Annotated in this window: 20 protein-coding genes; 17 read left to right on the forward strand and 3 right to left on the reverse strand. The window is 72.0% G+C overall.

From position 1 onward, the window contains the following. The first annotated feature begins 31 nt into the window (after positions 1–31). From ACJ6WD_RS11640 to ACJ6WD_RS11670, 7 genes are all read left to right on the forward strand, one after another. Positions 32–823 (forward strand): enhanced serine sensitivity protein SseB C-terminal domain-containing protein, encoded by a 792-nt coding sequence (locus tag ACJ6WD_RS11640; RefSeq protein WP_016571849.1) that lies wholly within the window; start codon positions 32–34, stop codon positions 821–823. Between the two features lie 407 nt (positions 824–1,230). Further along, positions 1,231–2,229, forward strand: a complete 999-nt coding sequence (locus ACJ6WD_RS11645; RefSeq protein WP_016571848.1) for an ABC transporter permease — start codon at positions 1,231–1,233, stop codon at positions 2,227–2,229. An 80-nt stretch (positions 2,230–2,309) separates the two neighbouring features. After that, positions 2,310–4,058 carry an ABC transporter substrate-binding protein gene (locus tag ACJ6WD_RS11650; protein ID WP_233658421.1) on the forward strand — a complete coding sequence of 583 codons (1,749 nt, stop codon included), beginning with the start codon at positions 2,310–2,312 and terminating at the stop codon, positions 4,056–4,058. Positions 4,059–4,136: 78 nt separating this feature from the next. Beyond that, the gene (locus tag ACJ6WD_RS11655) at positions 4,137–5,147 is read left to right on the forward strand and encodes an ABC transporter permease (protein WP_016571846.1); all 1,011 of its coding nucleotides are present in this window, start codon (positions 4,137–4,139) and stop codon (positions 5,145–5,147) included. After that, positions 5,144–6,361: an ABC transporter ATP-binding protein gene (locus ACJ6WD_RS11660; RefSeq protein ID WP_376437399.1), complete on the forward strand. Its 1,218-nt coding sequence runs from the start codon at positions 5,144–5,146 to the stop codon at positions 6,359–6,361. Before ACJ6WD_RS11655 ends, ACJ6WD_RS11660 begins: the two co-directional genes overlap by 4 nt. Then, complete coding sequence (locus ACJ6WD_RS11665; protein ID WP_407615746.1) at positions 6,358–7,515, forward strand: ABC transporter ATP-binding protein; 1,158 nt, start codon at positions 6,358–6,360, stop codon at positions 7,513–7,515. Before ACJ6WD_RS11660 ends, ACJ6WD_RS11665 begins: the two co-directional genes overlap by 4 nt. 99 nt (positions 7,516–7,614) lie before the next feature. After that, on the forward strand, positions 7,615–9,024 hold the full coding sequence (locus ACJ6WD_RS11670) for a M1 family metallopeptidase (protein WP_331247811.1): 1,410 nt from the start codon (positions 7,615–7,617) through the stop codon (positions 9,022–9,024). Between the two features lie 4 nt (positions 9,025–9,028). Here ACJ6WD_RS11670 and ACJ6WD_RS11675 read toward each other — a convergent pair whose 3' ends face one another. Further along, positions 9,029–9,661, reverse strand: a complete 633-nt coding sequence (locus ACJ6WD_RS11675) for a trimeric intracellular cation channel family protein (protein WP_233658426.1) — start codon at positions 9,659–9,661, stop codon at positions 9,029–9,031. 117 nt (positions 9,662–9,778) lie between these two features. On the opposite strand from ACJ6WD_RS11675, the gene ACJ6WD_RS11680 reads away from it, so the two are divergent. After that, complete coding sequence (locus ACJ6WD_RS11680) at positions 9,779–10,627, forward strand: thioesterase family protein (RefSeq protein WP_038521873.1); 849 nt, start codon at positions 9,779–9,781, stop codon at positions 10,625–10,627. Positions 10,628–10,850: 223 nt separating this feature from the next. On the opposite strand, the gene ACJ6WD_RS11685 is transcribed toward ACJ6WD_RS11680, so the two are convergent. Further along, positions 10,851–11,105, reverse strand: a complete 255-nt coding sequence (locus tag ACJ6WD_RS11685; RefSeq protein ID WP_407615747.1) for a type II toxin-antitoxin system Phd/YefM family antitoxin — start codon at positions 11,103–11,105, stop codon at positions 10,851–10,853. Positions 11,106–11,214: 109 nt separating this feature from the next. Between ACJ6WD_RS11685 and ACJ6WD_RS11690 the strand changes: the two genes are divergently transcribed. Beyond that, positions 11,215–12,384, forward strand: coding sequence for a cysteine desulfurase family protein (locus tag ACJ6WD_RS11690; RefSeq protein WP_233658428.1), 1,170 nt, complete (start codon positions 11,215–11,217; stop codon positions 12,382–12,384). A 21-nt stretch (positions 12,385–12,405) separates the two neighbouring features. Here the strand turns inward: ACJ6WD_RS11690 and ACJ6WD_RS11695 are convergent, their stop codons facing one another. Continuing rightward, on the reverse strand, positions 12,406–13,032 hold the full coding sequence (locus ACJ6WD_RS11695) for an N-acetylmuramoyl-L-alanine amidase (protein WP_407615794.1): 627 nt from the start codon (positions 13,030–13,032) through the stop codon (positions 12,406–12,408). 297 nt (positions 13,033–13,329) lie between these two features. On the opposite strand from ACJ6WD_RS11695, the gene mnmA reads away from it, so the two are divergent. The 8 genes from mnmA (at position 13,330) to ACJ6WD_RS11735 (ending at position 21,527) form a co-directional block, all read left to right on the forward strand. Next, positions 13,330–14,481, forward strand: coding sequence for a tRNA 2-thiouridine(34) synthase MnmA (gene mnmA / locus ACJ6WD_RS11700; RefSeq protein ID WP_016571838.1), 1,152 nt, complete (start codon positions 13,330–13,332; stop codon positions 14,479–14,481). Positions 14,482–14,664: 183 nt separating this feature from the next. Next, a complete protein-coding gene (locus ACJ6WD_RS11705; RefSeq protein ID WP_407615748.1) occupies positions 14,665–15,396 on the forward strand; it encodes a VC0807 family protein in 732 nt (243 codons plus the stop codon). A 189-nt stretch (positions 15,397–15,585) separates the two neighbouring features. Next, the gene (gdhA, locus tag ACJ6WD_RS11710; protein ID WP_016571836.1) at positions 15,586–16,962 is read left to right on the forward strand and encodes an NADP-specific glutamate dehydrogenase; all 1,377 of its coding nucleotides are present in this window, start codon (positions 15,586–15,588) and stop codon (positions 16,960–16,962) included. A 101-nt stretch (positions 16,963–17,063) separates the two neighbouring features. Then, entirely contained in the window at positions 17,064–17,606 is a 543-nt protein-coding gene (locus ACJ6WD_RS11715; protein ID WP_331247809.1) for a TIGR00730 family Rossman fold protein, read from the forward strand. A 36-nt stretch (positions 17,607–17,642) separates the two neighbouring features. Next, entirely contained in the window at positions 17,643–18,332 is a 690-nt protein-coding gene (locus tag ACJ6WD_RS11720) for an SDR family oxidoreductase (protein WP_016571834.1), read from the forward strand. A 100-nt stretch (positions 18,333–18,432) separates the two neighbouring features. Beyond that, entirely contained in the window at positions 18,433–18,891 is a 459-nt protein-coding gene (locus ACJ6WD_RS11725) for a MarR family winged helix-turn-helix transcriptional regulator (protein WP_016571833.1), read from the forward strand. 111 nt (positions 18,892–19,002) lie between these two features. After that, a complete protein-coding gene (locus tag ACJ6WD_RS11730) occupies positions 19,003–20,403 on the forward strand; it encodes an MFS transporter (protein ID WP_233658437.1) in 1,401 nt (466 codons plus the stop codon). A gap of 110 nt (positions 20,404–20,513) precedes the next feature. After that, positions 20,514–21,527 carry a methionine synthase gene (locus tag ACJ6WD_RS11735; protein WP_407615749.1) on the forward strand — a complete coding sequence of 338 codons (1,014 nt, stop codon included), beginning with the start codon at positions 20,514–20,516 and terminating at the stop codon, positions 21,525–21,527. The last annotated feature ends 21 nt before the right edge of the window (positions 21,528–21,548 follow it).

The following is a 21,548-nucleotide window of genomic DNA, read 5'->3' on the forward strand; positions in this document are numbered from 1 at the left end:
GCAGGCCCTGCCGGCAGAAGGGACGGACCACGTGAGCGCGGGTGCGCATCAGGGAGCGGCGGCGGCCGACCAGGTCGAGCAGATGCTGCGGCAGGTCTCGCCCGGGCGCTACGACGCCTACGAGGCGTTGCTGGGGGCCCTCGCGCACGGGCAGGTCTGGATGCTCCTGTGGCACGGCCGGGCCGGGCAACCCGATGCGCAGTACGGCAACATGGAGGTCGACGGGCTGGGCTACGCGCCCTGCGTGACCTCCGCGGCCGAGCTCGCCGCCTCCGGCTGGACCCGCGACCACGAACTCGTCAGCGGCCCCGAGATCGCCGCCTCGCTCTTCCCTGACCGCTGGGGCCTGTGGCTGAATCCGCACGCTCCCGGTGGCGGGGTCGGCGTCCCCTGGCTCGACCTGCGCCGGATCGCCGCCGGCCTCGACCGCCTGCCGGCCGGCCCGCTGCGGATCTCCGAACCGGTCATCGACATCCCGCAGTTCTACGCCCTGCTCGCGCAGAACGCCCATCGGACGCCCCCGGTGCGTTCGTTGCGCCGGGCATGGGTGCAACCCGCCCTCGGTGCCCCTTATCTGGCGATCGGCCTGGATCTGTACGACACCGGGCAGCCGTCGGTGGACGCCGCACGGATGATGATCCAGCAGTCGATGGGCGCGGTGCCGGACGGACTGCCGGTCTCCACGGTCGCCATGAACGACGAGTACGACCCGGTGGGCATGTGGATGCGGGCCTGCGCCCGCCCGTTCTTCGACCGCGACGGCTACGCCCAGCCGCCCGCGCCCGGACCCACCTACGGGTACGGCTACCCCCGCCCCTACTGACGCCGGCGGGCGCCCGGATCGCCCCGTCCGCCGTCGGCCTTGCGCCGAATTCCCCTCATCTGCACGCCGGTTGACGCCCCTCCCGAGCGCCCGGCGCACCGCTCAGTCCGCCCTGCTGTTCGTATAACGGAAAGCCGCGGACCACATCACAGTTGCGCATCCATTCACCGTCAGGGCTGGTGAGTGATCGCGACTCGGATGAAGACTCCCGGCATCGAGGACCTCGGTCCTTTGTACGAGCGTCGTCCCCGCCGTTGTCCTGCGCACCTTTGATCCGTCCGCAGTGCCAACTCCCGCGAGACCCGGAGGAGATGGCGGCAGGGGAACACCAGCGAGGTTACAGACCAGGCCGCTACCGCGGCGGGCACAGGCCGGCCACCGTCGGCCGGGAGGGGTTCTGAAGCACCGTGACCGCACCGATTGAGACCACCGGGGCGGCTGCTGAGGCGCAGCCGGAAGCGGTGCTGGAGGGCGTGGAGAGCAAGCGCATCGAGGGGCGCTCGCTGGGCCAGATCGCGTGGCTGCGCTTCCGCCGCGACAAGGTCGCGATGGCGGGTGCCATCGTTGTCATCCTGCTCATCCTGACCGCCGCGCTGTCCCGTCCGTTGCAGCACCTGTTCGGCCTGGACCCGAACCAGCCGCACCAAGACCTGATCGACCCCAACACCACCCTGCCCAAGGGCGATTTCGGCGGGATGAGCGCCGACCACCTCCTGGGCGTGGACCCCAAGTTCGGCCGCGACCTGCTCTCCCGGATCCTCGAAGGCTCCTGGGTGTCGCTGCTCGTGGCGTTCGGCGCGACGCTGCTGTCGGTGGCCATCGGCACCGTCCTCGGCGTGGTCGCCGGCTTCTACCGCGGGCGGGTGGACGCCTTCATCAGCCGGATGATGGACGTCTTCCTGGCGTTCCCGCTGCTGCTGTTCGCCATTGCGATCTCCGCGTCGTTGCAGGGCGGTGCGTTCGGACTGGACGGCCTGCCGCTGCACATCTCGGTCCTGATCTTCGTGATCGGCTTCTTCAACTGGCCCTACATGGGCCGGATCGTGCGGGCCCAGACCCTGTCACTGAGGGAGCGGGAGTTCGTCTCCGCCGCCCGCGGGTTGGGCGCCCGCGGGCCGTTCATCCTCTTCCGGGAACTCCTGCCCAACCTCGTGGGACCCATCATCGTCTACTCGACGCTGCTGATCCCCTCCAACATCCTCTTCGAGGCGGCGCTGAGCTTCCTGGGCGTCGGCATCCAGCCGCCCCAGTCGTCCTGGGGCGGCACGCTCACCCAGGCGGTCAAGTACTACGAGGTCGATCCCCAATACATGATCGTCCCCGGCCTCGCGATCTTCGTCACCGTGCTCGCGTTCAACCTGCTCGGTGACGGTCTGAGGGACGCGCTGGACCCGCGCAGCCGGTGAGCGGCTGCTTGTCCGGACACCTCACCTTCTAGCCGTTTCGATCTGACGTTTCACGACGAACGAAGGGGTCACCGAGCATCATGCGAAGGTCACTTCCGGTCGCGACTGTCGCGGCCATCACCAGTGCGGGCCTTTTGCTGGCCGGCTGCAGCGGAAAGGGTTCCTCCGACAGCTCGGCCGGGGCCAACGCCGCCACCAAGGGCGTCGTCAACGCCTCGGACGAGAAGGGGGGCACCCTCACCTACGCGATGAGCGACGCCCCGGAGTCCTTCGACCCGGGCAACACCTACTACGCCTTCGTCTACAACTTCAGCCGCCTCTACGCGCGTCCGCTCACCACCTTCAAGCCCGGTGCCGGCACCAAGGGCGAGGAACTGGTCCCGGACCTCGCCGAGTCGATGGGCAAGGCCAGCGACGGCGGCAAGACCTGGACGTACAAGCTGCGCAAGGGCGTGAAGTTCGAGGACGGGAAGCCCGTCACCTCCCAGGACGTCAAGTACGCGGTGGAGCGAAGCAACTTCGCCCGCGACACCCTCTCCCTGGGCCCGAACTACTTCCAGCAGTTCCTCCAGGACAACGACGGCGGCTACAAGGGCCCCTACAAGGACAAGGGCAAGGAAGGGCTCAAGTCCATAGAGACGCCCGACGCCCAGACGATCGTCTTCCACCTGAACAAGCCGTTCGCCGAGTTCGACTACCTGGTCAGCGCGCCGCAGACGGCACCGGTGCCGCAGGCCCAGGACAAGGGCGCGGACTACACCAAGCACGTGATGTCCACCGGCTCGTACAAGTTCGAGAGCTACCAGGAGGGCAAGAAGCTCACCCTGGTCCGCAACCCGCAGTGGTCGGCCGCGACCGACCCGCTGCGCAAGCAGCTCCCGGACAAGATCGTCCTCAACCTGAAGGTCGCCCAGTCGACCATCGACAAGGACCTGCAGTCCGGCAACACCATGGTCGACATGGCCGGCCGCGGCGTCGACGGTCAGACCCAGGCCCAGCTGCTGACCGACCCGACGCAGAAGTCCCACACCGACAACGCGCTCGGCCAGCGCCTGGTCTACACGGCGATCAACACCAAGGTGGCGCCGTTCGACAACGTCGAGTGCCGCAAGGCCGTCGAGTACGCCATCGACAAGAAGTCCGTGCAGACCGCGCTCGGCGGCCCGATCCGCGGTGACATCGCCTCCACGGTCCTGCCGACGGACATCGCCGGCTACCAGAAGTTCGACCTGTACCCGCAGAAGTACGACGGCGACAACCTGGACCTGACCGAGGCCAAGGCGCACTGGAAGAAGTGCGGCGCCGGCAACGTCAACACCACGATCCTGGCCCGCAACGACCGGCAGGACGAGATCGACGCGGCCACCTCGGTGATCGGCTCGCTGAAGAAGATCGGTATCAACGCCAAGATCCAGTCGTACCCGACCAGCAAGTACTTCTCGGACTACGCCGGCGTGCCGGAGTTCGACAAGTCCAACAACGTCGGTCTGATGATGATGCAGTGGGGCGCCGACTTCCCGACCGGCTACGGCTACCTCCAGCAGATCCTGAACGGCAAGGCGATCAGCCAGTCCGGCAACTCCAACCTGTCCCAGCTGGACGACCCGGAGATCAACAAGCTGCTCGACGGCGCCATCGCCAACACCGACCAGGCCGCCCGCGAGAAGGCGTACGGGGACATCGACCGCAAGGCGATGGAGCAGGCGGCGATCGTCCCGCTGACCTACTTCAAGGTCCTGATGTACCGCTCGCCCAAGGCCACCAACCTGGTGTCCACCTCGGCCTTCAGCGGTGAGTACGACTACCTCAACATCGGCGTCAAGAAGTAGCAGCCCTGGAAGGCAGGTGAAGGCATTGGTGTCCGCGGGCCGGTCGCTCCCGGCCCGCGGCACCGGCGCCGCATCCCCGTGTTCTCGTACATCATCCGCAGGTTGATCAGCGCAGTGATCCTGCTGCTGATCGTCAGCGCGGTCACTTTCGGCATCTTCTTCCTGCTGCCGAAACTGGCCGGGCAGAGCACCGACCAGCTTGCCCAGCAGTACATCGGCAAGGCACCCACGCCGGCGGACATCGCCGCGGTCAAGAAGAACCTCGGCCTGGACAAGCCCGTGTACGAGCAGTACTGGGACTTCCTCAAGGGCATCTTCGCCGGCGTCGACTACAAGTTCGGGCCCGAGGCGGCCCGGTGCCACGTGCCGTGCTTCGGGTACTCCTTCAAGACCCACCTGGAGGTCTGGCCGGAGATCCAGTCCCGGCTCCCGGTCACCCTGTCGCTGGCCGCCGGCGCCGCGGTGCTGTGGGTCCTCTCCGGCGTCGCCACCGGCGTGCTCTCCGCGCTCCGCCCCGGTTCGATCTTCGACCGGATGGCGATGGGCGTGGCCCTGGCCGGCGTCTCCCTCCCCATGTTCTTCACCGGCGCGCTGGCCCTGGCCCTGTTCACCTACCAGTGGCCGATCTTCGAACGCAGCGATTACGTCCCGCTGTTGGACGATCCGTTCGGCTGGGCCCGGACGCTGGTCCTGCCCTGGGTCACCCTGGCCTTCCTCTACTCCGCGCTCTACGCCCGGCTCACCCGGGCCGGCATGCTGGAGACGCTGAGCGAGGACTACATCCGCACGGCCCGCGCCAAGGGCCTGCGGGAGCGCCGGGTGGTCATCCGGCACGGTCTGCGGGCCGCGCTCACGCCGATCATCACCGTCTTCGGCATGGACCTGGGCCTGCTGCTCGGCGGCGCGCTCATCACCGAACAGGTCTTCTCGCTCAAGGGAGTCGGCGCCTTCGCGGTGGACTCCATCAACGCCAACGACCTGCCGAACATCCTCGGCGTCACCCTGCTCGCCGCGTTCTTCATCGTCATATGCAACCTGGTGGTGGACGTTCTGTACGCCGCCGTCGACCCGCGGGTGAGGCTCTCGTGACCGACTCTTCCGAGGACAAGACCACGGCGGCCGGGCAGCCCGCCGCCGAGGGGACGACGCCGGCCGAGGCGTCCGGAGCGGCCACCTCCAAGGCGGCAGCGCCCGAGGCCGAGGCGACCCCGGCCGAGGCCGCCCCCAAGCCCGTCGCCGAGCCCGTCGCCGCGTCCGGGGGCACCCCGTCCGCCTTCCTCGAAGTGCGCGACCTGAAGGTGCACTTCCCCACCGACGACGGGCTGGTGAAGTCCGTCGACGGGCTGACCTTCCGGTTGGAGAAGGGCAAGACGCTCGGCATCGTCGGCGAGTCCGGCTCCGGCAAGTCGGTGACCTCGCTGGCGATCATGGGCCTGCACCGGGCCTCCCGCCAGCAGCGCAGCAAGGTCCGGATGTCGGGCGAGATCTGGCTCGACGGCAAGGAACTCGTCTCGGCGGAGCCCGACGAGGTGCGCCGGCTGCGCGGCCGGCAGATGGCCATGATCTTCCAGGACCCGCTCTCCGCGCTGCACCCCTTCTACACGGTCGGCAGCCAGATCGTGGAGGCGTACCGGGTCCACCACGACGTCGACAAGAAGACCGCGCGCAAGCGGGCCGTCGAGATGCTCGACCGGGTCGGCATCCCGCAGCCCGACAAGCGGGTGGACGACCACCCGCACCAGTTCTCCGGCGGTATGCGCCAGCGCGCCATGATCGCGATGGCGCTGGTCAACAACCCCGAGCTGCTGATCGCGGACGAGCCCACCACCGCCCTGGACGTCACCGTCCAGGCGCAGATCCTGGACCTGATCCGCGATCTGCAGAAGGAGTTCGGCTCGGCGGTCGTCATCATCACCCACGACCTCGGCGTGGTCGCCGAACTCGCCGACGACCTGCTGGTGATGTACGGCGGGCGGTGCGTGGAACGGGGCCCCTCGGACCAGGTGTTCGCCACCCCGCAACACCCCTACACCTGGGGCCTGCTCGGCTCGATGCCGCGGATCGACCGTGACCAGACCGACCGGCTGATCCCGGTCAAGGGCTCGCCGCCCAGCCTGATCAACGTGCCGTCCGGCTGTGCCTTCAATCCCCGTTGCCCGTACGCGGACGTCCCCAAGGACAACGTCACCCGCACGGTGCGCCCCGAACTGCAGCAGGTCGACGGCCGGCACTACTCGGCCTGCCACCTGCCGCAGGAGGAGCGGCAGCGTATCTGGACCGAAGAGATTGCGCCGAAGCTGTGACCGAGACCCCCGAGACGACCGAGACCCCCGAGACGACCGAGACCCCCGAGACCACCGGGACGCACGAGAAGGGCGAACCGGCCGCGAAGCCCGCACCGGCCGCCCAGGACCGGCCGCTGCTCAGGGTCCGCGGCCTGGTCCGCCACTTCCCGATCACCAAGGGCCTGCTCAAGCGCAAGGTCGGCGCCGTCCAGGCGGTCGACGGCATCGACTTCGACGTCTTCCCCGGTGAGACGCTGGGCGTCGTCGGCGAGTCAGGCTGCGGCAAGTCCACGATGGGGCGGCTGATCACCCGGCTCGACGAACCGACCGCCGGGGCCGTCGAGTTCGAGGGCCGGGACATCACCCACCTGTCCCCGGGCAAGCTGCGCCCGCTGCGCCGCGACATCCAGATGATCTTCCAGGACCCGTACGGTTCGCTGAACCCGCGGCACACCATCGGCGGGATCGTCTCCACCCCCTTCCGGCTCCAGGGCGTCGAGCCCGAGGGCGGGGTCAAGAAGGAGGTGCAGCGGCTGCTGGAGCTGGTGGGCCTGAGCCCGGAGCACTACAACCGCTACCCGCACGAGTTCTCCGGCGGTCAGCGCCAGCGCATCGGGATCGCCCGGGCGCTGGCCCTCAAGCCCAAGCTGGTGGTCGCCGACGAGCCGGTCTCCGCCCTCGACGTCTCCATTCAGGCCCAGGTCGTCAACCTCATGGACGACCTCCAGGAGGAGCTGGGCCTGACCTACGTGATCATCGCGCACGACCTCTCGGTCATCCGGCATGTCTCGGACCGGATCGCGGTGATGTACCTCGGCAAGATCGTCGAACTGGCCGACCGGGACGCGCTCTACGCCTCGCCCCGGCACCCGTACACCAAGGCGCTGCTCTCCGCGGTGCCGGTGCCGGACCCCAAGCGGCGCACCAAGCGCGACCGGATCCTGCTCAAGGGCGACGTGCCCTCGCCGATCAACCCGCCGTCCGGCTGCCGGTTCCGCACCCGCTGCTGGAAGGCGACCGAGGAGTGCGCCACCACCGAGCCGCCGCTGGTCCAGTTGGCGACCGGGCACCAGGTGGCCTGCCACCACCCCGAGGAGGCGGACGGCGGAGTCGACGCCAACCCGGGTGCGGCGACCGAAAGTTCGGACGGTAAGGCACCAACCGGGCAGTAACACCTGACGACTTGGCAAAGTCGCCGGTGGGGCAGGGCGGGAGAGTGCAGAGTCGGCGCGGTTGTTCTTCCCGCATCCGCGCAACCGAAGGGACGGCTCATGGCACTCTCCCGTTCTGCCCGTCGCTCCTCCCGCTGGCTCGCCCTGGCCACCGCGGTGGCCTCGGCCGCCACCATCGCCGCGGCCCCCGCCGCCACCCCCGGCGCCCCCGGCATCGGTGACCCCTACTTCCCCGACCTGGGCAACGGCGGTTACACCCCGCTCCACTACGACCTGGGCGTCAGCTACCACCCCGACTCGGGCCGGCTCGACGGCCGGGCCACAGTCTCCGCCCGTGCCACGCAGAACCTCTCCTCCTTCGACCTGGACCTCCAGAAACTGACCGTCGACCAGGTCCGGGTCGACGGCCGGCCCGCCCGCTTCTCCAGAACCGGCGACGAACTCGTCGTCCGGCCCGGTCGCCCGCTCGCCCGCGGCGAGCGCTTCGCGGTCACCGTCGTCTACCACGGCGTCCCGCAACCGCTCAGCGGCCCGATCGTCTTCGGCTCCCAGTACGGCTGGATGAAGACCAAGGACGGGGTGTTCGTGGCCTGCGAGCCCAACGCGGCCTCGACGTGGTTCCCCTCCAGCGACCACCCGGCCGAGAAGGCCACCTACGACATACGGATCGACGCCCCCAAGGGGCTGACCGGGGTCTCCAACGGGCGGCTGGTCGGCTCCGGCGAGCGCGGCGGCCGGTCCTGGTTCCACTGGCGCGAGAGCCGCCCGATGGCGCCGTACCTGGCCACCGCCACCATCGGGAAGTTCGACGTGCGCACCGGCACCACCCCGGGCGGCACCCCGATCTACGTCGCCACCGACCCGAGCCTGCCGACCGGCAAGGTCGACGTCTACGGCATCACCGCCGAGGCCACCGACTACTGGTCGAAGCTCTTCGGGCCGTACCCGTTCGAGGAGACCGGCGCGATCGTGGACGACATGCCGCAGGCCGGCTTCTCCCTGGAGGTGCAGTCCAAGCCGGCCTACTCCGCGGTGCGCAACGAGGGCACCATCGTCCACGAACTGGCCCACCAGTGGTTCGGGGACTCGGTCTCGGTCCGGCAGTGGAAGGACATCTGGCTCAACGAGGGCTTCGCCACCTACGCCCAGTGGCTGTGGTCCGAACACCGCGGCACCACCACCGCCCACGACGCCTTCCGCAAGGCGTACCGGGCCACCCCGGCCGACGACGCGTTCTGGAAGATCAAGGTCTCCGACCCGCAGCGGGACACCATGTTCTCCGACGCGGTCTACGAGCGCGGGGCGATGGCCCTCCAGGCGCTGCGCGAACGCATCGGCGACCGGGCCTTCTTCCGCTTGCTGCCGGCCTGGACCGCCCGGCACCGCTACGGCAACGCGGACACCGCCGACTTCGTCGCGCTGGCCGAGAAGGTCTCCGGGCAGCGCCTGGGCGACCTCTTCCACACCTGGCTGGACACCCAGAGCCGCCCCGCGCTGCCGGGGGAGTGACCGGCTAGTCGGCCTGCTCGCCGCCCCGGGCGCGCAGTTGCTGCGGCCGGGGCAGGTGCAGCCCCAGATAGAGCGCGCCCATCCGGAGCGCGAAGACCAACCCCGCCGAGACCACCGCGGCGGGGTTGGCCCCGGCGCCGAGGCGGTCCATCAGCAGGTAGCAGCAGGCGCCGGCCAGCGCCGCGATGGCGTAGACGTCCTCCCGCAGCAGCAGCGGCGGGAACTCCCCGCACAGCACGTCGCGCAGGACCTCCCCGGCCACGCCGGTCAGCACCGCCAGGATGACCACCGCGAGCGGGGTGGCACCCGCCGAGATCGCCGCCCGGGCCCCGATCACGGTCACCACGGACAGTCCGATCGCGTCCACCACCAGGAGCGACTTGCGCGGCAGGGACCAGAAGCGCAGGTAGACCATGGTGCCCACGCCGACGCAGATGATCACCGTCAGCAGCACCCAGTCGTGCGTCCAGTACAGCGGCCGCCGGTCCAGGATCAGGTCGCGCAGCGTTCCGCCGGAGATGGACGCGGCGAACGCGAGGACCAGGCCGCCGAACGGGTCCATGTTGGCGCGGTAGGCCGCCAGCACGCCGCTCGCGGCGAAGGCCGAGACGCCGACCAGGTAGAGCACGTGAAGCATGCGGTCATGATGACAGCCGCGGAGTCGATCACTCCGGGCGCGTGCCGAGTCCGACCCCCGTCCCGTTCCTTGAAATTGACACTACCGGTCGGTAATGAATCCGTGTAGCGTGCCGCCATGGCATCGGTGACCGCAGGAAACAGCGAGTTCGACCGCGACACCGCGGTCACCCGGCGCGCCCCGGGCGTCTACGACGCCCACCTCTCCGCGGGCTGGACGATCATCAACGCCGTCAACGGCGGCTACCTCCTCGCCCTGCTGGGCCGCGCCCTGGGCGACGCGCTCCCGCACCCGGACCCCCTCACCCTCACCGCGCACTACCTGACGGCCTCCGCCCCCGGCCCCGCCGTCGTCCGCACCGAGGTGGTCCGCACCGGCCGCACGCTGTCCACCGGCACCGCCACCCTGGTCCAGTTCGCCGACGACGGCACCGAGGTCGAACGGATCCGGGTGCTCGCCACCTACGGAGACCTCGCCGCCCTCCCCGACGACGTCCGCACCACCGCCAAGCCGCCGGCCATCCCGCCCTACGAGCACTGCCTGGGCACGGACAGCGCCCCCGGCGACCGGCCGGCCATTCCCGGCAGCACCGCGATCACCGAGCGCCTGGACATCCGGCTGGACCCGGCGACCGTGGGCTGGGCGGTGGGCGCGCCCTCCGGCAAGGGGGAGATGCGCGGCTGGTTCGGCCTGGCCGACGGCCGCGAGCCCGATCCGCTCTCCCTCCTCCTGGCCGTCGACGGCCTGCCGCCCACCGCCTTCGAGATGGGCCTGAGCGGCTGGGTCCCCACCGTCGAGCTGACCTGCCACGTCCGGCACCGCCCGGCCCCCGGTCCGCTGCGGGTGTCCATCGTCACCCGCAACCTGGCCGGCGGCTTCCTGGAGGAGGACGCCGAGGTCTGGGACTCCGCCGACCGCCTGGTCGCCCAGTCCCGCCAACTGGCCCGCACGGTCCTGGCGCAGTAACCGCCCGCCGGCCCCGGCGCGCCGGACCACCCCGCGAACTCCCGCAACGCCACCGCCCGTTCGCCCGGCGCCACCTCCTGCACGAGCTGGCCCGCGCCCCGATCGGCCGCAGCCGCGCCCTGGGGGCGCGGGCCGCCAAGGCGTGCCCCTTGGTGGTCGGGGCGACGGGGGCGGTGTCAGCCCACCCGGCCCACTGCGGGCTCGTCCCAGATGACCGTGTAGGTCACGCGCCCTCCAGGCCGAGGCGTGCGCGCGCTTCCTCGTGCGGTACGCCGTGGACCTTTCCGGCGGCCTGGCGGGCGCGGTACTCGGCGAGTGCGAGGGCGTCCTCGAGGTCCGCCAACTCCTGGGGGTTTATCAACACCGCCGCGGGCTGCCCGTGGTCGGTGATGGTGATGCGCTCGCGGGTGAGTGCGGTCCGGCGGACGAGCGAGCCGAAGCGGGTCCGCGCCTCTGTCATCGCATAGGTCTCAGGCATGTACAGAACTGTACACTTCTGTCCACTGTGAAGTCATCGGCGTGCGCCCTGGGGGATGCGCCCCCGCGCGGGGCACGCGCCCCCGAGGGGCTCGTAGAATCGGCGCACCATGGTTTACCTCGACCACGCCGCCACCACCCCGATGCTCCCGGAGGCGGTGCAGGCGATGACCGCCCAGCTGACCGTCACCGGCAACGCCTCCTCCCTGCACGCCGCCGGCCGGCGGGCCCGGCGCACCGTCGAGGAGGCGCGGGAATCACTCGCGTCCTCCCTGGGTGCCCGTCCCAGCGAAGTCGTCTTCACGGCGGGCGGCACCGAGGCCGACAACCTCGCGGTGAAGGGCCTGTACTGGTCCCGCCGGGCGGCCGATCCGGCGCGCACCCGGATCCTGGCCAGCCCGGTCGAGCACCACGCCGTCCTGGACGCCGTCGAATGGCTCGCCGAGCACGAGGGCGCCACCGTCGACTGGCTGCCGGTCGACGCCCTCGGCCGGGTGCACGCCGAGGCGCTGCGCGAGGCGCTCGCCCGCAACCCCGCCGACGTCGCACTGGCCACCGTGATGTGGGCCAACAACGAGATCGGCACGGTCCAGCCGATCCGCGAACTCGCCGAGGTGGCCCGGGAGTTCGAGGTCCCGCTGCACGCCGACGCGGTCCAGGCGGTCGGCCAGCTCGACGTCGACTTCGCCGCCTCCGGGCTGGCCGCGATGACCGTCTCCGGCCACAAGATCGGCGGGCCGTACGGGATCGGCGCGCTGCTGCTGGGCCGCGAGCACGCCCCCGTACCGGTGCTGCACGGCGGCGGCCAGGAGCGCCACGTCCGCTCCGGCACCCTCGACACCCCGGCCATCGCCGCGTTCGCCGCGGCCGGCCGGTACGCCGTCGCGCACCGGGCGGAGTTCGCCCGCGAGATCGGCGCGCTCCGCGACGACCTCATCAAGGCCGTGCGGGCCGCCGCGCCCGACGCCCTCCTGGGCGGCGACCCGGACCCGGCCGGCCGGCTGCCGGCCAACGCCCACTTCACCTTCCCCGGCTGCGAGGGCGACTCCCTGCTGCTGCTGTTGGACGCCCAGGGCATCGCCTGTTCCACCGGCTCCGCCTGCACCGCCGGCGTCGCCCAGCCCAGTCACGTCCTGCTGGCCACCGGGATGTCGCAGGACCTCGCGCGCGGCACGCTGCGCTTCTCGCTGGGCCACACCTCCACCGCCGAGGACGTCGCGGCGCTGGCGGAGGTCATCGGTCCGGTGGTGGAGCGGGCCCGCGGCGCCGGACTCAGCTAGCCGGGCCGGGCCGGCCGGGCGTCACGCCCGGCCCGCCGGCCGGCGCAGCTCCGCCCGGACCAGCGCCAGGTAGCGGTCCCAGTCCCAGTGCGGCCCGGGGTCGGTGTGGTCGGTGCCCGGCACCTCGACGTGCCCGACGACGTGGTCGCGGTCGGCCGGGAAGTCGTACCGGCGGCAGATCCCGGCCGTCAGCCGGGCCGACGCGGCGTACATGTCCGCGGTGAAGGACTCCGGCCGGTCCACGAACCCCGCGTGCTCGATGCCCACACTGCGCTCGTTGTAGCCGCGGTTCCCGGCGTGGAAGGCCACGTCCAGCTCGCGGACGGTCTGCGCGACGTGCCCGTCACCGCGGACGACGTAGTGCGCCGACGCCTCGTGGAAGGGGTCCTTGAAGACCTTCAGCGCGGTGGCGAAACTGCCCTGCACGACGTGCACCACCACCCGGTCGACGGTGTAGTCGTCCGGCCGGCTGGCCTGCCGGTAGTTGGCCGGGGACGCGGCCGACCACTGCGCACCGGCGAAGTCCACCTCGCCCTCCTTGCGGGGCCGGCCGTTCCCGGGCAGCCGCCACCACCAGTACGCCAACTCCTCGCGGGCGGCGACCGCGGCCGCCCCGGCGGCCACCGCGGCACCGCCGCCGAGCAGCAGCGCCCGCCGCCGGGTGAGCCGCCGCCCGGCCGGCCGCGCGCCGGCGCTCGCCTTGGCCTCCGCCCCGGCCTCAGCCCCGGCCGCGCCGGGCCGCCCGCCGTCCCGTTCCCCGTCCGCGGGGCCCCTTTTTCCGGATTCCCCGGCTTCTCCGGCTTCTCCGGCTTCTCCGGCTTCCCCGGTTGTCCCGGTTTCCCCGGCCGCAGGCCGTCGTTCCTCGTCCCGCGCCTCATCCGTCGCCGCCATGCCCTCCACAACGCTTTCCGGGCGCGTTCCGGTTCCGTCTACTCTTGAGGGGCTATGACTGATGCCGCCGCCCCCCGCCGTCTCCGCGTCCTCGCCGCCATGTCCGGCGGCGTGGACTCCGCCGTCGCCGCGGCCCGCGCCGCCGAGGCCGGCCACGACGTCACCGGGGTCCACCTCGCGCTGTCCGAGAACCCCAAGTCGTTCCGCACCGGCGCCCGCGGCTGTTGCACCATCGAGGACTCCCACGACGCCCGCCGCGCCGCCGACGTGATCGGCATCCCGTTCTACGTCTGGGACCTCGCCGAGCGCTTCCGCGAGGACGTGGTCGAGGACTTCGTCGCCGAGTACGAGGCCGGCCGCACGCCGAACCCCTGCCTGCGCTGCAACGAGAAGATCAAGTTCGCCGCCCTCCTGGACAAGGCGCTCGCCCTGGGCTTCGACGCGGTGTGCACCGGCCACTACGCCCAGGTGATCCTGCGCGAGGACGGCTCCCGCGAGCTGCACCGCGCCGCCGACATGGCCAAGGACCAGTCCTACGTCCTCGGCGTGCTCGACGACCGCCAGCTGGCGCACGCCCTGTTCCCGCTCGGCGACACCCCCACCACCAAGTCCGAGATCCGCGAAGAGGCCGCCCGCCGCGGCCTGTTCGTCGCCAAGAAGCCCGACAGCCACGACATCTGCTTCATCGCCGACGGCGACACCCAGGGCTTCCTCGCCAAGCGCCTGGGGGCCGCCGAGGGCCCCATCGTCGACGAGTCCGGCGAGGTCCTGGGCACCCACGACGGCGCCTACGGCTTCACGATCGGCCAACGCAAGGGGCTGCGCATCGGCACCCCGGCCGCGGACGGCAAGCCGCGCTACGTCCTCGACATCTCCCCGGTGGACAACACCGTCACGGTCGGCCCGGCCGCCTCCCTCGACGTGACGGCGCTCACCGCGATCCGCCCCCGCTGGTGCGGCCGCCCGCCGGAGTCCGGCCCGGCCGGCTACACCGCACAGCTCCGCGCCCACGGCGGCGAGACCGAGGTCAGCGCGGAGGTCGTCGACGACACCCTGCGCGTCACCTTCACCGAACCGGTCCGCGGTGTCGCCCCCGGTCAGGCCGTCGTCCTCTACGACGGGACCCGGGTGGTCGGTTCGGCGACGATCGCCACCACCACGCGCCGCCCGGCCCCCGCCGCGACGGCGCCGCAACAGGCCGGCTGACCCCACCGACACCACGGGCCGCACCAGGCCGTCCCGCACCAGGGCCCCGGCCCGGCACTGACAAATGTCATCGCGAAGACGGGACGGCCGGGACTGCCGGCCGGGTGCCGTGCTGCCGGAAGCTTGGGACGTCCGGCACGGCGCACTCGGCGCCGTGCGGAGCCCAACTCGGGGGAGTCCGTGGTGAGTCAGCAGCAGTCCGCCGGCCGTCAGCTCGTGCAGGCCCTCACGCCGCTGGTGGTCGACGCCGGCATTCCGACGGCCGCGTACTACGTCCTCAGCGGCGGCTTCGGCATGTCCGACGTCGCCGCGCTGGCCTGGAGCAGCGTGGTCCCGGCGGCGCGCACGGCCTGGGGCCTGGTCCGTGAGCGCAGCGTCAACGGCCTCGCGCTGCTGATCCTCGTCGTCAACGCGGTGGGGCTGCTGACCAGCACCCTGACCGGTGACGCCCGGCTGATGATGGCCAAGGACAGCGGCGTCAGCAGCGTCGTCGGGATCGCGGTGCTGGTCTCGGTGGCCGCCGGCCGGCCCCTGATGAGCGCCGGCCTCAAGCCCTGGGTGACGAAGGGCGGCCCGGCGGCGGAGGCGGCCTGGGACCGGCTGCGGGGCGGGAGCGCGCGCTTCCGGCAGCTGGAGCGGCGGTTCTCGACGATCTGGGGGAGCGTGCTGCTGACCGAGTGCGTGGTCAAGATCGTCGGCGTCTACCTCCTGCCGGTCCACACCATGGTCTGGCTGGGCACGGTGCTCACGGTGGTCGCGCTCCTGCTGGCCATGGTGATCGCCGGCGGCGCCGGCGCCGCGCCGATGGAGCAGTTGGTCACGGCCGAGGCCGAGGCGGCGAACGGCCCCGGGGCCGGCTCCGGCGCGCCCGGGGAGGCGCCGCCCGCGCCGGCCGCCGCGCCGGCCGTTGTCTGAAACGGAGCGGCGCGGGAGTTGGGGAAATCGCGTACAGGTTGGCGTGGCGGGTACCCCCGCCCTCGATCCTCCGGGGCCCGGCGCATAAAGTCGGCGCAGCGCGACGGGACATCCAAGGCCCCGCGTCGACGGTTCAACGGCGATCCGGACGGCACGCGGCTTTCGTCGGCCACGAAGGGAACGGAAGTCATGTCGACTGTTCAATCTGAGGTCAAGCACGGTGGTCTGACCACCGGGCTGGCTTCCCTGCACGCCGAGTTGATCCGTCGGAACCCCGGCGAGGCGGAGTTCCACCAGGCGGCTCTGGAGGTCCTGGAAACCCTGGCGCCGGTGCTCGACGCCCGGCCCGAGTTCGCGGACGCCAAGGTCCTGGAGCGGCTGGTCGAACCCGAGCGGCAGATCATGTTCCGGGTGCCCTGGCAGGACGACGCCGGGCGGATCCGCGTCAACCGCGGCTTCCGGGTGGAGTTCAACAGCGCCCTCGGCCCGTACAAGGGCGGCCTGCGGTTCCACTCCTCGGTCAACCTCGGCATCGTGAAGTTCCTCGGCTTCGAGCAGATCTTCAAGAACGCCCTGACCGGGCTGAACATCGGCGGCGGCAAGGGCGGCAGCGACTTCGACCCGCACGGCAAGTCGGACGCCGAAGTGATGCGCTTCTGCCAGTCCTTCATGACCGAGCTCCAGCGCCACCTCGGCGAGCACACCGACGTGCCCGCCGGCGACATCGGCGTCGGCGGTCGGGAGATCGGCTACCTCTTCGGCCAGTACCGGCGGATCACCAACCGCTGGGAGGCCGGCGTTCTGACCGGAAAGGGCCTGGAATGGGGCGGTTCCAAGGCCCGCACCGAGGCCACCGGCTACGGCAACGTGCTCTTCACCGAGGAGATGCTCAAGCAGCGCGGTGAGGAGCTGGACGGCCAGCAGGTGGTGGTCTCCGGTTCCGGCAACGTCGCCATCTACACCATCGAGAAGGCCCAGGCGCTCGGCGCCAACGTGCTGACCGTCTCCGACTCGGGCGGCTACGTCGTCGACGAGAAGGGCATCGACCTCGCGCTGCTCAAGCAGATCAAGGAGGTCGAGCGCGGCCGGGTCAGCGACTACGCCGAGCGGCGCGGCGCCTCGGCGAAGTACGTCGCCGGCGGCAGCGTCTGGGACGTCGCCTGCGACGTGGCCCTGCCGTCCGCCACGCAGAACGAGCTCGACGCGGACGCCGCCCGGATCCTGGTCCGGGGCGGCGTCAAGGCGGTCTCCGAGGGCGCCAACATGCCCACCACCCCGGAGGCGGTGGCGCTCCTGAAGGAGGCCGGCGTCGCCTTCGGCCCGGGCAAGGCCGCCAACGCCGGCGGCGTGGCGACCAGCGCGCTGGAGATGCAGCAGAACTCCGCCCGCGAGGCGTGGACGTTCGAGCGCGCGGAGGGCGAGCTCGCCGCCATCATGCGCGGGATCCACGACACCTGCTTCCAGACCGCCGAGCGCTTCGGGCTGCCCGGCGACTACGTGGCGGGCGCCAACATCGCCGGCTTCGAGCGGGTCGCGGACGCGATGCTGGACCAGGGCCTGATCTAAAGGTCCGGTGCCGGGCCCGGCCGCGGGAACCCCCGTGGCCGGGCCCGGCACCGTTCCCGCCGCTGCGGGGCGCCGGTACCGCGCCCCGTAGGCTGAACGGCATGAACATCTGCGTCTTCTGCTCCGCCGCCGACCTCGACGACCGTTACGTCCAGCCCGCCCGGAAGTTCGCCGAGGCGATCGGCGAGGGCGGTCACGCCCTGGTGTGGGGCGGTTCGGACACCGGCCTGATGAAGGTCATGGCGGACGGCGTCCAGGAGGCCGGCGGCGCGCTCCTCGGCGTCTCGGTGGAGTTCCTCGCGCACAAGGCGCGGGCCGGCGCCGACGAGATGGTCGTCACCAGGGACCTCGCCGAGCGCAAGGCGCAGCTGCTGGCCCGTGCCGACGCCATCGTGGTGATGGTGGGCGGCACCGGCACCCTGGACGAGGCGACCGAGATCCTGGAGCTGCGCAAGCACGGGATGCACACCAAGCCGGTGGTGCTGCTGAACACCGCCGGTTTCTACGACGGGCTCAAGGCCCAGTTCGAGCGGATGGAGGCGGAGGGCTTCCTGCCGATCCCCCTCTCCGACCTGGTGTTCTTCGCCGACGACGGGGCGGCGGCGCTGGCCTACCTGGAGGATCGGGTGCGCGTCCGGAAGTGACCCGCCGGCCCGCGGGCACGCCGTAGGATCGCTGCCATGGGTACGCACTTGATCACGGGCGCCGGATCCGGCATCGGAGCGGCGGTCGCACGGCGGCTGGCCGAGCGCGGCGAGGAACTCTGGCTGTTGGCCCGGGACCTCCGCCGGGCCAAGGAGCTGACCGAGCAGTTCCCCGGGGCGCAGCTCCTCGTCGGCGACCTCGCCACCCCCGAGAAGCTCGACTGGGCGCTCGGCCACCAGAAGCTGCCGACCCGCCTCGACTCCATCCAGCACGTCGCGGGCGTCATCGAGTTGGGCGCGGTCGGCGACCTGCCGGCCAAGGCGTGGCAGCGGCAGCTCGCCGTCAACCTCGTCGCGCCGGCCGAGATCACCCGCCTGCTGCTGCCGCTGGTGCGGCTGGCGCAGGGCCACGTGGTCTTCGTCAACTCCGGGGCCGGGCTGGAGGCGCACGCCAACTGGGGCGGGTACGCGGCGAGCAAGCACGGCCTGAAGGCGCTCGCCGATGCGCTGCGCGCCGAGGAGCACGGCAACGGCGTGCGGGTCACCTCGGTCTACCCGGGGCGCACCGCCACGCCCATGCAGGAGAGCACCCACCGCCAGGAGGGCAAGGACTACGACCCGACCCGGTGGATCGACCCGGAGTCGGTGGCCACGGCCATCCTCACCGCGATCGACCTGCCGCGGGACGCGGAGCTCAAGGACGTGGTGGTCCGGCCGGGCCGGTGACCGCCTGCGGCCCCCGGGCCTCCGGGTCCCCGGGGCCGCCCCGGCGGCCCGGCCGCCCCTCGCCCCCGTGCACCGCACGGGGGCGACGTACGCTTTCGGGGTGACCACGTCTAGGGCGACCACCGAAGCGAAGACCTCCGCCGCGGCGGGGTGCGGGTTCCGGGAGATCCGGGGGCTCGTCACCGAGTTGGGCCGCCGCCTGGACGCCCACCAGCGCAGCCGGATCGCGGAGCTGGACCTGACGCCGACCCAGGCCAAGGCGCTGGAGGAGCTGGGCGAGCCGAAGACCGCGCGGGAGCTGGCCGCGGTGCTGTGCTGCGAGCCGCCGAACGTCACCTACGTCATCTCCAAGCTGGAGAAGCAGGGCATGGTGGTGCGCCGCCCGGACCCCGCGGACGGCCGGGCCAAGCAGCTGGTGCTGACCGAGGCCGGTCGCGAGCTGCGGCTGGACCTGCTGCGGCGGATGGGCACCGCGTCGCCGCTGGACCACCTCTCGCACGACGAGCGCGGTGCGCTCCGCGACGAACTGCTCAGGGCGCTGGGCCGGATCGCCGGCTAGCCCGCTCCTCACAGGCCCCCGGGGCGCACTCCGGGGGCCTTCGGTATGCCTTCAGTAAAGTTATAGCTGTAACTATCACGGCGGCAATTAGATACAGCTATAACTAATTGCATGATCACTGAGACAGCGGCGCCGCGCGGCACGGCGAGCACCCCGACCCGTCCCGCGCCCGCCCGCGGCGGCGTCCAACTCGTCGTCCTGGCCCTCGGGTTCGTGATGGCGAGCCTGGACACCGGCATCATGAACGTCGCCGCGCACGACCTCCAGGCCCGACTCGGACTGACCATGTCCGGCCTCACCTGGGTCGTCGACGGCTACGTCCTCTCCTTCGCCGCGCTGCTGCTGCTCGCCGGCTCGCTGGCCAAGCGGTTCGGCGCCCGGCGGACCTACCTCGCCGGACTCGCCGTCTTCACCGTCGCGTCCCTGCTGGGCGCCGCCGCGCCGGGCGGCGGCGCCCTGGTGGCGGCCCGCCTCGCCCAGGGGGCGGGCGCCGCACTCTTCATGCCCAGTTCACTGTCGCTGCTGATGAACGCCTTCCCCGAGCCGGCCCGCCGGGCGAAGGTGCTCGGCATCTGGTCCGCGATCGTCTCCACCTCCGTCGGACTGGCCCCGACCCTCGGCGGCCTGCTCGTCGGCACCCTCGGCTGGCGCAGCATCTTCCTGGTCAACCTCCCCATCGGCATCCTGGGACTGCTGCTCACCCGCCGGGTGATCACGCCGGTCCCGGGCACCGGCGCACCCCTCGGCGGCAGCGGCCACGTCCTGGGCCTGCTCGCCCTCGGCGCCCTCAGCTACGCGCTCATCGAGGGCCCCGCCACCGGCTGGACCGCGCCCGCCGTCCTCGCCGCCTTCGCGGTCACCGTCCTCGCCGCCGCCGGGTTCGTGCTCCGGGAACGGACCGCCCGCACCCCCGTCCTGCCCGTCGCGCTCTTCGCCGACAGCCGCTTCAGCGCCGCCAACGCCGTCGGCTTCCTCTTCAACTTCGCCTTCTACGGCGCCCTGTTCGTCCTCGGCCTCTTCCTCCAGACCGGGCGCGGCGCCAGCGCGGTGACGGCCGGCTTGCAGATGCTCCCGGCCGTCCTGGTCCTCCCGCTCGGCAACGTCCTCTACACCCGGATCGCCCCGCGCACCGGCAACCGGACCGCCCTCACCGCCTCCCTGGCCTTCTCCGCCGCCGGCTACCTGCTGCTCTTCCTCGTCCTGTCGCCGTCCCTGCCGTACGGGGTGATCGCCGCGGTGCTGGCCGTCACCAACCTCGCCAGCGGCATCAGCTCCCCGGCGATGACCGGCGTCCTGATGGAGGCCGCCGGCCGCGAGCACGCCGACATCGGCAGCGCGACCCTCAACGCCAACCGGCAGGTCGGCTCGCTGGTCGGCATCGCCGGCATGGGCGCGGTGCTGACCGGCGCGGGCGGCGCCTACCAGGGGACCGGATACGCCTTCGCCCTGACCGCGCTGGCCCTCGCGGCCGCGGCGCTGCTCGGCTGGCTCGGCCTCCGCCGGCGGAGCTGACCGCCCCACGGACCGGCCGGTCCCACCACCGGCGGACCGGGCGCGGGCCGGGTGCGGACCGGACGGGGCTGGGGCAACCCGCCCGGCCCGCCGCCGCATACCCTTCCTGGGTGAGCGAGAACACCAGGCACAAGTGGGCCGCGGGCGCGGCGACCGGCATCGGATCGATGCCGGGCGGCGACGCGCGCGAAGCAGCGAAGACCGTCACCGGATCGCTGGAGGACTTCCCCCATCTGCCCGAACTCCCCGCCCGGGGGCCCGGCGCCGACATGATCGGGCGGACCCTGGGCCTGCTCGTCGAGCTCTACGCCCACGTGGAGCCCAGCGGCTGGCGGATCAGCGACCGGTCCGGTCGCGACACCCGGCGCTCGCGCTCCTGGCTCGGCGAGGACCTCGACGCCCTGGAGGAGTTCACCCAGGGCTACACCGGACCGCTGAAGGTCTCCGCGGTCGGCCCGTGGACGCTGGCCGCCGCCCTCGAACTGCGCAACGGCGAGGTGGCGCTCGGCGACCCCGGGGCCTGCCGCGATCTCACGGAGTCCCTCGCCGAGGGGCTGCGCGGCCACCTCGCGGAGGTCCGGCGCCGGGTGCCGGGCGCCGAGGTGGTCCTGCAACTCGACGAGCCGTCACTGACCGCGGTGCTCCAGGGGCGGGTGCGGACCGCGAGCGGCTACCGCACCCACCGGGCCGTGGACCGCGCGGTCGTCGAGGGCGCGCTGCGCGACCTCGTCGGGGTCGCGGACGGCGCACCGGTCGTGGTCCACTCCTGCGCCCCCGAGGTGCCGTTCGCGCTGCTGCGGCGGGCCGGCGCCACCGGCATCTCGTTCGACGCCACCCTGCTCACCGAGCGTGAGGACGAGGTGCTCGGCGAGGCGGTCGAGGGCGGTACCGCACTGTTCGCGGGCGTGGTGCCGGGCGTGGACGGTCGATTGTCAGACCCTGCCGGTAGCGTCATGGGTGTCCGGACGCTGTGGCGCAGGCTGGGGCTGGCACCGGGGCTCCTCGCGGAGTCCGTGGTGGTCACCCCGTCGTGCGGTCTGGCGGGCGCCTCGCCCGCCTACGCCCGAGAGGTCCTCGCCCACTGCGTCCGGGCGGCGAGGTCGCTTGCGGACAACCCTGAGTGACCGCCCTGACAGGACACGGGA

Source organism: Streptomyces sp. VTCC 41912, assembly GCF_045799175.1.
Taxonomy (GTDB): domain Bacteria; phylum Actinomycetota; class Actinomycetes; order Streptomycetales; family Streptomycetaceae; genus Streptomyces; species Streptomyces albulus_C.